Here is a 12,252-nt window from a genome sequence, read left to right on the forward strand (position 1 = left end):
TTATACAGAATTAGATTAACCAATATTTTTCAATTAAAAAAAGGCGCTCTATCTTACAAGGAGCGCTTTTTGTTTTTATGTATAAATACACACGTATTTAACTACTTAAGCTAGGTGGCAAGAATCTGAATTAATTCCTTTTTCAAAAATACTTCTCACAAATGATATTGATGTAAACTCCTTAAAAACTAAACATCTACGTATATACACGTATATACTTTTCCTACAAAAAAAATAAGCAAAAAGTTCTAAATTACGTTGTTCAACGAGAATATTTTACTCTTCGGCTAATACTTCTTTTTTAGTAAGACTTTAACATTTTTTCCTACGTATATTTGATACTCTTAGAGTGAAATTCATTGCAGTTGGGGCAAGATTTCCTTCACCAAACATTTAAAATTTAGAACGTATGCAAAATATTACTTATTCTATCCTGTATAAGAGAATTATAAAATGTATAACTGTTTTTATATTTATTTTCTCTTCAATGTTAGTTTATGGACAGGATCCATTGCCAACAATAGTTCCAAATACAAGTAGAGGTTTACCATTTTTGTATGCCTTGCCAGATAATGGTACAGATCTTTTTTCTGTGGCACCAGACCCTAGTTCTAATCCCTTACCAAATCCAACTATCCAAACTACGGATAGAACTTTCGACGGAGAAGGTTCAGGCTTTAGGGCGAATAACAGAAAAATTTATGCATTTGATGATGATCGTGATCTATATGAGCTAGATCCTTCAAATGGAAATTCTACTCTTATGGTGAACAATATGTTTACCGGAGTAGTACAAGGTGTTGAGTTTTATCTTAATAATGTGACGGGTGAAGAAGTGATGTTTGTTATTGTAGATCCAAGTGGAGATGGTGATGGAGGTACTAAATTATACGCCTATGACCCTAACAACAACTGGGCATCATATGCGGGTTACCCAAAGACACTTACTGGTGCAACTAAAATAGCAGACGGAATTGCCTGGAATCCTGTAAGTGGTGAGTTCTATGTTCAAACCGATGATGATGTGGACTTTTATACTATAGATGTTACTTCAGGCAATACTACTTTTGAGTTTAGCACTGAATTTGCTGTGGACGGAGAAGGAATTGGTTTTGCTGCTGATGGTAAATTATATACTGAAAGTGATCGAAATGGAGAAAGAATTATATATGAAGTGAATTTAGATAACGGAGACCTAAGTGCTGTTGCTCAATTAGGCGGAAGCTCAGATGTTGAAGGTATCATGGGGAATGTTGGTGTACGTGATGATGGAGGTGATATTCCAAACTCTTATGGTTGGGCAGCTCACCAATTGCCAGTATTGGAATCAGATCCTATTACTATTTTCTTAGGTAGTGTAGCTCCGGATGCTGAAGATCCATTCACCACCGTCAATGGTGGATTTGGTGATGATGCTACCGGAATTGATGATGAAGATGGAGTTACACTAAACGGAGACCCATTAGACAATAAACAATTAAATGCAGGGGAGTCTTATACACTAGAGGTAGAAACAAATGGAAGTGGGGTTTTGAACGCCTGGGCAGATTGGAACGGGGATGGAGATTTTGATAGTAATGAACAAATAGCAAACAATGTATCTCCTTCCGGAGGTAATATTAATTTAAATATTACAGTTCCAAGTGATGCCGTAATGGGAGCAACCTTTGCAAGATTCAGATATTCTTCACAAAATAATTTAACAGCTGGATATAGTGAAGCACCGGATGGTGAAGTTGAAGATTATAAAATTAGTATTGTTAGTGTACCAATTGCTCGAGATTGTATTTGTTCTCCTTTTTATGATGATTCTAATTTTGAGAACCCAAAACGAATTGCAGGTTCAGACTTACAAGTAGGGGCCGTATATAGATTTTCGGATGTGTTCCCTAATAATCCTTATGGAAATATTGTTGATGCCTTAGTAAAGATTGAAGCTTTTAACGGCGGTGCATCGTTGTTAGAAATTGATGTGACATCATCAGGCCTTCAAGAAGCCTTTCAGCCAAGGATCAACAGTACAAATAATAATGATCAAAGTGTAGAGTTTAGTGTCACTTTTGTTTCAGGAGGTGGGAATTATGGTGATGAAGTACTTATATCTTTCTTTGGAACACCATTGGACATCGATGGTGATAGCCAAAGTACCAGAGAATATGCAGAAGTAAGTTTACCAGATGCATATTTCCTTTCTTCAGACCCAAAAATTGATATATCCAGAGGAGCCGATTATGTTAGGGGAGAAGCTAAAGATGAAGAAACTGCTCCGGGAGGAGATGTTTCTTTAGATCCAAAGTGGACGTTTAGTAACTACTATGAAAATGCATCTTCTTTGATTTATAAAATAGGTAAAATAGACGGGGATAGTGACAGATATTATTCCCTGGATATGGATAGTGCCAACTACAACGACCCAGAATCTGTATTAATTACGTATCCTGTTATTTGTGGAAATGTAAGTGATGAAGGAGGGGATCCGTTGGTTGGAGTAGCTATTGATGTAACCGGATCTGACGGAAGCTCGCAAACAGTAGCAACAGATAATAGTGGGAATTATAAAGTAATTGCTGCGATTCCTGAAGCCTTAGTTGATGTTACTTATGAAATTCGTGAAAATGACCTTGATGGTTATGTATCAATCTCAGATGTGGATGGGGCAAACGATAACTTGATCACTCGGGTTATTAATCTAATGTCGACCTGTGGAAATGATTTCGTTGACGGAGTAGATAGTCCGGATGGATGGAATTTTGAATGTGGTGATGATAAAGTGGTTGACGAATATGGTTACAATGCAAATTGTAATACTACAACTGTTGCATCTATTCCCGATTCAGCAAATGTATACCAATATGTAGTTGAAATAGTTTATAAAGGTTCTAATCCTGGACAAACAATTCAGTTTACAGATTCAGCAAATGTAACGCATACTTTAAACAGGTCTGTTCCTGTAGGAAGCAGTTCGAATATATGGGTATACAGAGGATTGATTTTAGGGAATACAAATTCTATTACGTATACCACAACAAACTCCTTGAAATGCAAATTGCAGTCAGTCGTAGTTTACGCCTTTAGAAATGTAGCTAATGCCTCTTCCAGTTCAGGAGTATTTACCAGTAGAAGTGGGGTGAATGATATACAAACAATCACGATTGATATACCTGCATTTACAGGGCCAAGAAATCTAATTATTGAAACCCCTATTTCTGAAATGACAGATGACGGAAGATATCTGCTGTTAAAAGCTGAAGCCGGGGGTATTTCGGAAGAAGTATTTCTTTACGGACCAGACGCATCATTACCCGGAGGTTCCTGCTGTTTGGCAATTCCAACCCTTACTTTAAATGCAGTTCCCGGACCGGTAACTCAAGTAACGATTACTGTAGATACCAGAAACGGACAAAATGGGCAAAGCGTTAACGGCCAATCATGGGTAATTGCGAGTGGTGTGAATGTAGATGGTGATTGTTATGAAGAATTGGAACTTGTTCTGGAAACACAAACAGATATCTTATGTAACGGAGATGATACCGGTTCTATAACGGTTATGGCTACCGGAGGAGTCCCTCCATATTCATATACCCTTAATGGAGGTACACCACAAGCATCTCCTACATTTAACGATTTAACTGCCGGAGTTTATTCAATTGAAGTTACAGACTCTTTAGGAAATACAGATGCTATAAGTGTGACACTAACAGAACCTGAGCCGCTAAGTATTCAAATTACTCAGGTGAATGCCACTGCTTCAGGCGGATGTGCAGATGGTGAAGCTACTGCAACGCCATCAGGAGGTGTAGGACCTTATACATACCTATGGAGTCCAGGAGGTCAAACGACACAAACAGCTACTATGTTGGCAACAGGTATATACACTGTTGTAGTTACCGATGCAAACGGATGTATTTTGCAACAGCAAGTTCCGATTATCTGTGATCCGGACTGTGATGCTGTAGTTAATATAGATAATATTGATAATGTTCTTTGTACAGGTGACCTGACAGGTAGTGCTACGGTAAGTGCCAGTTCAGTATTACACCCGGTGAGTACCTTTACGTTTAGCTGGAATACAGTTCCACCGCAAGTGGATGCTGGAGTTACTTCAAGTACTATAAACAATTTAGCTGCCGGAGTGTATACCGTTAGTGTTACCATAGACGGAACACAATGTTTCCCTGTTGAACAAAATGTAATAATTACAGAGCCGGCATCAGCGTTAAACGTAACAGCGACTTCTACAGATGAGACCGGACCTACTACCGGCGACGGTACAGCTACAGCCAATCCTTCAGGAGGAACACCACCATATACCTATTTGTGGAGTCCGGGAGGAGAAACAACACAAACTATTTCAGGCCTAAGTGCAGGATCTTATACCGTTACAGTAACTGATGCTAACGGTTGTATAGCAATGGCTACAACAACGGTTAATCCGGGATCTTGTCGTGACCTGGCTGCAACAGCTACGTCTACCCCTGTTACTTGTAATGGAGGAAGTGATGGTACGGCCACGGTAGGTGTTACCGGTGGTTTAGGACCATTTACATATTCATGGAGTCCGGGAGGACAAACGACGCAGACCATCACCGGTCTTACTGCTGGTGTTTATACTGTTACAGTTACAGATGGATCTACCTTATGTACAGCAATGTCTACAACTACTGTTAACGAACCTGTTGCATTAAGTTCCGGTATAGCCGTTACGAATGTGTCTTGTTTTGGAGGTAATACGGGAGCTTTAGATTTAACTGTGACAGGGGGAACCCCGCCATATACTTTCTTGTGGAGCCCGAATGGTGAAACAACTGAAGACCTGTTTAATTTAGTTGCAGGAACTTACTCTGTCGTAATTACCGATGCGAATGGTTGTACTCTTACCGATTCAGCAACAGTTGTACAACCTACTAATGGTTTAACATTGGATTTAATTTCGCAAACAGATATTCTATGTAACGCTCCAAGTTCAGTTACAGTGGAAGCTACAGGAGGCACACCTCCTTACTTTTATTCTGCTGATGGAGGCACACCACAAGCTTCAGGTATTTTCAATGACTTGTCTGAAGGAGCTCATACTATAAGTGTTCTTGATGCAAATGGATGTGATGCTTCAGTAACAGTTACAATTCTGAAAAACTGTACGGTAGCCGTAGATGATATCAACGATACATTTATGAATATTCCGGTTGCCGGAAATGTACTTACCAACGATTTTGACTTAGAGGGAGACACCCAGACAGTTACCACTACAACAGTGACCACCACACAGGGAGTTATCGTTACGATCGATCCTGTTACAGGAGCCTATACCTATACTCCACCAACAGATTATGTTGGAGAGGATACTTTTGAGTATACAATCTGTGATGATGGAAACCCACAGGCATGTGACAGTGCTATAGTTTATATTGAAATAGAACCCAGGGACGGATCTGATAATGATCCTCCTGTTGCCAATGCCGATACAAATGCTACGCAGGTAAATGTACCTGTTGATGGTAATGTATTGCCAAACGATTATGATCCTGACGGAGATCCTATTACCATTACCACTCCTTTAGTAACAACTGCGGAAGGTGTTGTGGTAACACTTAATCCTGATGGTAGTTATACCTATACTCCGCCATTAGATTTTGTTGGAGAAGATACTTTTGAATATACGATCTGTGATAATGGAACTCCACCACTTTGTGATACCGCAGTGGTAACCATTCAGGTATTGGGTACTCCAAACAATATCACAACAGCAGTGGATGATTCTTACTTTACACAAGTAGGTGTACCGATAAGTGCCAATGTACTGGACAATGATACTGATCCTGAAGGAGACGATCAAACCGTAGATATTAATATAAGTCCTTCAAGCGGCCCAAGTAATGGTAGTGTTGTATTGAATGCAGACGGAACGTTTGTTTATACTCCGAATTTGGGATATACAGGACCGGATAGTTTTGTATATACTATTTTCGATGACGGAAACCCTGTTGCTACCGACATGGCAACAGTGACACTTTTAATAAGTCCGTTTGTAAATACTACAGTAGCAGTAGATGATATCAATGATACATTTATGAATATTCCGGTTGCCGGAAATGTACTTACAAACGATTTTGATCTTGAGGGAGACATTCAGACAGTGACCACTACTACGGTAACCACCACACAGGGAGTTATCGTTACGATCGATCCTGTTACAGGAGCCTATACCTATACTCCACCAACAGATTATGTTGGAGAGGATACTTTTGAGTATTCTATATGTGATGATGGAAACCCACAGGCATGTGACAGTGCTATAGTTTATATTGAAATAGAACCCAGGGACGGATCTGATAATGATCCTCCTGTTGCCAATGCCGATACAAATGCCACGCAGGTAAATGTACCTGTTGATGGTAATGTATTACCGAATGATTATGATCCTGACGGAGACCCTATTACCATTACTACTCCTTTAGTAACAACTGCAGAAGGCGTTGTGGTAACACTTAACCCTGATGGTAGTTATACCTATACTCCGCCATTGGATTTTGTTGGAGAAGATACTTTTGAATATACGATCTGTGATAATGGAACTCCACCACTATGTGATACTGCAGTGGTGACCATTCAGGTATTGGGTACTCCAAACAATATCACAACAGCAGTGGACGACTCTTACTTTACACAAGTAGGTGTACCGATCAGTGCCAATGTACTGGATAACGATACCGATCCTGAAGGAGACAATCAAACAGTAGATATTACCATAAGTCCCGCAAGCGGCCCAAGTAATGGTAGTGTTGTATTGAATGCAGACGGAACATTTGTTTATACTCCGAATTTGGGATATACAGGACCGGATAGTTTTGTATATACTATTTTTGATGACGGAAACCCTGTTGCTACCGACATGGCAACAGTGACACTTTTAATAAGTCCGTTTGTAAATACTACAGTAGCCGTAGATGATATCAACGATACATTTATGAATATTCCGGTTGCCGGAAATGTACTTACCAACGATTTTGACTTAGAGGGAGACACCCAGACAGTTACCACTACAACAGTGACCACCACACAGGGAGTTATCGTTACGATCGATCCTGTTACAGGAGCCTATACCTATACTCCACCAACAGATTATGTTGGAGAGGATACTTTTGAGTATACAATCTGTGATGATGGAAACCCACAGGCATGTGACAGTGCTATCGTTTATATTGAAGTGTTGCCAATTAATAGCCCTGGCAATGAACCTCCTGTTGCAAATGCCGATACAAATGCTACGCAGGTGAATGTACCTGTTGATGGTAATGTATTGCCAAACGATTATGATCCTGACGGAGATCCTATTACTATTACCACTCCTTTAGTAACAACTACGGAAGGCGTTGTGGTAACACTTAACCCTGATGGTAGTTATACTTATACTCCGCTATTGGATTTTGTTGGAGAAGATACTTTTGAATACACAATCTGTGATAATGGAACTCCACCACTATGTGATACTGCAGTGGTGACCATTCAGGTATTGGGCACTGTAAGAAACATCACTACAGCAGTAGATGATGCATACTTCACCACTGTTGATGTTGTTATCAATGGAAATGTACTGGAGAACGATACCGACCCTGAAGTAGACGATCAAACAGTAGATATTACCATAAGTCCCGTAAGTGGTCCAAGCAATGGTACTGTTGTATTGAATGCAGACGGAACGTTTGTTTATACCCCGAATTCAGGATATACAGGACCGGATGGTTTTGTGTATACAATTTTCGATGACGGAAATCCTGTAGCAACAGATTCAGCTACAGTAGTAATCCTTGTAGGTACTATAGGGAATACTATTTTGGCTATAGATGATATTAATGACACATTTGTGAATCTTCCGGTAAGTGGAGCCGTTGGCACCAATGATTTGAATACTGATGGTCCGGCAGGAACTGAGATATTTACATTGGTAAGCGGTCCTGTTAATGGAGGTACGCTTGTATTTAATTCAGATGGAACATATACATACACACCCGCACTAGATTTTGTTGGAGAAGATACATTTGTATATCAAATTTGTGATGGAGGTAATCCGCAAGCTTGTGATACAGCAACAGTTACAATTGAGATTGTTGACTATCCCGTTATTGACAATGACCCGCCAGTAGCAAATAATGATACCAATGTAACACTCATGGATATTCCTGTAAGTGGTAATGTATTGCCGAATGATTTTGATCCGGATGGAGACCCAATTACAGTCACAACTAATACACAACCTACCAATGGTTCGGTGGTATTAAGCCCCGATGGTAGTTATACATATACGCCAAATAACGGTTTCTTAGGAGTAGATACATTTATGTACACAATTTGTGATAACGGAAACCCACCACTATGTGATGATGCAATTGTTACTATATATGTGCTTCCAAATAATGGAAACATTACTGTAGCGAATGATGATGCTTACTATGGAGAAGTAAATACGCCAATTTCAGGAAATGTATTGGATAATGATAGTGATCCTGAAGGAGACAATCAAACAGTAAATACTTCTATCACCCCAATAAGCGGTCCAAGCAATGGAACTCTTGCTATCAATGCAGATGGAACATTTACTTATACACCTGGAACAGATTTTATTGGAACGGATCAATTCGTATATACAATTTTTGATGATGGCTCACCGGTTGCTACCGATGTAGCAACAGCTTATATTCTTATAGCACAAACTCCAGCTCCTGCTATTGCTATTGTGAAAACAGGAATCTTCAATGACGAGAATGGAGATCAGTGTAGTGATGTAGGTGAGACAGTCACTTATACCTTTGTAGTGACAAATGAAGGAAATGTGCCACTATCAGCTATTAGTGTAACGGACCCACTTATAACTCCTATCACTTTTGTGAGTGGAGATACAAACAACGATGGGTTGTTACAGGTAGATGAAACATGGGTATACACAGGAAACTATGCAATCACACTAGCAAATATAAATGCCGGAAAGGTAATTAACCAGGCGACTGCTCAGGGGACAGATCCGGACGGAACTGTGGTTACTGATCTTTCAGATGATAATACTGTATTGGAAGATGATCCAACAATTGTAGCATTATGCCAGGAACCAAGTATTGCGATTATCAAAACAGGAACATTTGTTGACGGTAATGGAGATCAATGTGCAGATCCTGGAGAAACTATTGAGTACACTTTTACAGTAGTTAATACAGGTAATGTAACTCTAAGCAATGTTACGGTAACCGATCCTTTAGTATCAGTGGTCGGAGGCCCAATAATTGTACTGGACCCCGGACAATCTGATGCTACAAGCTTTACAGCTGTATATACAATTACTCAGGCAGATATTGATGCCGGCCAGGTAACTAACCAGGCTACAGTTACAGGAACACCACCTATTGGAGCACCTGTAACAGACCTTTCCGATGAAAGTGTCCTTACGGAAGATGATCCTACGATCACTCCTTTATGTCAGCAACCAAGTATTGCGATTATCAAAACAGGAACATTTGTTGACGGTAATGGAGATCAATGTGCAGATCCTGGAGAAACTATTGAGTATGCCTTTACAGTAGTCAATACAGGAAACGTAACCTTGAGTAATGTCACTGTTACCGATCCATTAGTGACCGTAACGGGCGGCCCGGTTGTTTTAACACCTGGACAATCTGATACTACAAGCTTTACAGCTACATATACAATTACTCAGGTAGATATTGATACCGGTCAAGTTGAAAATCAGGCTACAGCTACAGGAACACCACCTATTGGAGCAGATGTAACAGACTTGTCTGATGAAAGTGTACTTACAGAAGATGATCCTACGATCACCATTTTATGTCAGCAACCAAGTATTGCTATTATTAAAGTAGGAACTTTTGTTGACGGTAATGGAGATCAATGTGCTGATCCGGGAGAAACTATCGAGTATGCCTTTACAGTGGTTAATACCGGAAATGTAACTCTGAGTAATGTTACGGTAACTGATCCTTTGGTAACTGTAACTGGCGGTCCGATAGTATTGACACCTGGACAATCTGATACGACAAGCTTTACTGCCACGTATTCGATTACGCAGGACGATATAGATGCCGGTCAAGTTGAAAATCAGGCTACAGCTACAGGGACACCACCTATTGGAGCGGATGTAACAGACTTGTCTGATGAAAGTGTACTTACAGAAGATGATCCAACGATCACAATATTATGTCAGAACCCGGCTATTGCCATTGTAAAGACAGGAGTCTTTGTAGATGGTAACGGTGACCAGTGTGCTGACCCTGGAGAATCTATAGACTATACTTTTACAGTAACTAATGAAGGCAATGTAAGCCTTGCGAATATAGTAGTGGATGACCCATTATTAGGAGGCCCAATTGCGGGTCCTGATTCAGGAGATACAGATAATGATGGTGAATTAGATGTAACCGAGACCTGGATCTATACAGCTTCTTATGCTATTACTCAGGCGGATATTGATGCCGGAGAAGTAATCAACCAGGCAACTGCTACAGGAGATGATACCAATGGTAACCCTGTAAGTGATCTGTCTGATGATAACAGTGTATTGGAAGATGATGTGACGATCATTGATCTATGTCAGAATCCGGCAATTGCAATTATCAAAGTGGGAACTTTTATAGATGGTAACGGCGATCAGTGTGCTGATCCTGGAGAAACTATTGATTATGCCTTTACAGTGGTTAATGTAGGAAACTTGACCTTGACTAATGTCACTGTTACAGATCCTTTAGTGACGGTTGTGGGAGGACCTATTGTACTGGTGTCAGGACAATCTGATGCTACAAGCTTTACAGCAAGTTATGTAATTACACAGGCAGATATAGATGCCGGTCAGGTTGAAAATCAAGCTACAGCAGAAGGTACTGCACCGGATGGCACCGTGGTAAATGACTTGTCTGATGATGATAGTTTATTGGAAGACGATATAACGATCACTGAATTATGTCAAGACCCGGCAATTGCGATTGTGAAAACAGGTGTATTTGTAGATGAAAATGGTGATAAATGTGCTGATGTTGGTGAGACCATTGACTACACAATGACAGTAACCAATCAAGGGAATATGAGCCTTGCAAATATAATAGTGGATGATCCACTATTGGGAGGCCCAATTGCCGGACCAGACTCCGGAGATACAGATGGTGATAATGAACTGGATGTAACCGAGACCTGGATCTATACAGCTTCTTATGCCATTACACAAGCTGATATAGATAATGCGGGGGTAGTAAATCAAGCTACAGCCGAAGGAACTACTCAGGGAGGAGTTACTGTGTCCGACCTTTCAGATGACGATAGTGTATTGGAAGACGATCCTACATTTGTAGAATTATGTCAGGAACCATTCATTGCTCTGGTTAAGGTAGGAACAGTTAACGACACAAATGGAAATGGATGTGCAGATCCTAAGGAAACTATTAGCTATACATTTACCGTGTATAACCTTGGCAATGTTACATTAGAGAATATTACAGTTTCAGATCCATTGGTCAATGTACAGGGAGGGCCCATTACATTGGCACCTTTTACATCAGATGGAACCTCATTTACAGCTACTTACCTAATAACTCAAGCAGATATTGATACTGGTTTTGTGGAAAATCAAGCGACCGTAACAGGATTTACTTTGTTAGGCACTCAAGTTTCAGATCTATCTGATGATAATAGTGAATTTGAAAATGATTCAACAATTACTGTGTTATGTCAGGATCCGAAGATAGCCATCATTAAAGTAGGAACTCCTACCGATGAAAATGGAGACGGTTGTGCAGATCTGGGTGAAACAATTGTTTATGACTTTGTTGTTACCAACCTGGGTAATGTAGCATTAAGCAATGTTACTGTTACAGATCCTATTGTTGCTGTAGTTGGAGGCCCAATTACTTTAGCAGCCGGCGAGTCTGATACAGAAACATTCTCAGCGACCTATACTATCACACAAGCCGATGTAGATGCAGGTGAGGTAGTCAATCAGGCTACTGCAGAAGGAACTGCACCTAATGGTACAGTTGTAAATGACCTGTCCGATGACAACAGTAATTTTGAAGATGATTCAACTATTATAGTATTGTGTCAAGATGCTTCTTTATCATTAACAAAATCAGGAGTCTTTAACGATGACAACGGTGATTTCATTCCACAGGTAGGAGAGACGATCACGTATGTCTTTAGTGTTACCAATACAGGTAATGTTACTTTGTATAATATTGTTTTGACCGATCCTTTACCTGGTAT

Annotated in this window: 1 protein-coding gene; it reads left to right on the forward strand. The window is 40.0% G+C overall.

The annotated features are described in order from the left end of the window. Nucleotides 1–409 precede the first annotated feature (409 nt). Nucleotides 410–12,252 (forward strand): DUF7507 domain-containing protein (locus tag ACY2RT_RS15190; RefSeq protein WP_490156784.1); only part of this gene is annotated, 11,843 nt, incomplete at its 3' end.

The organism is Ulvibacter sp. 2210JD10-4 (assembly GCF_058148525.1).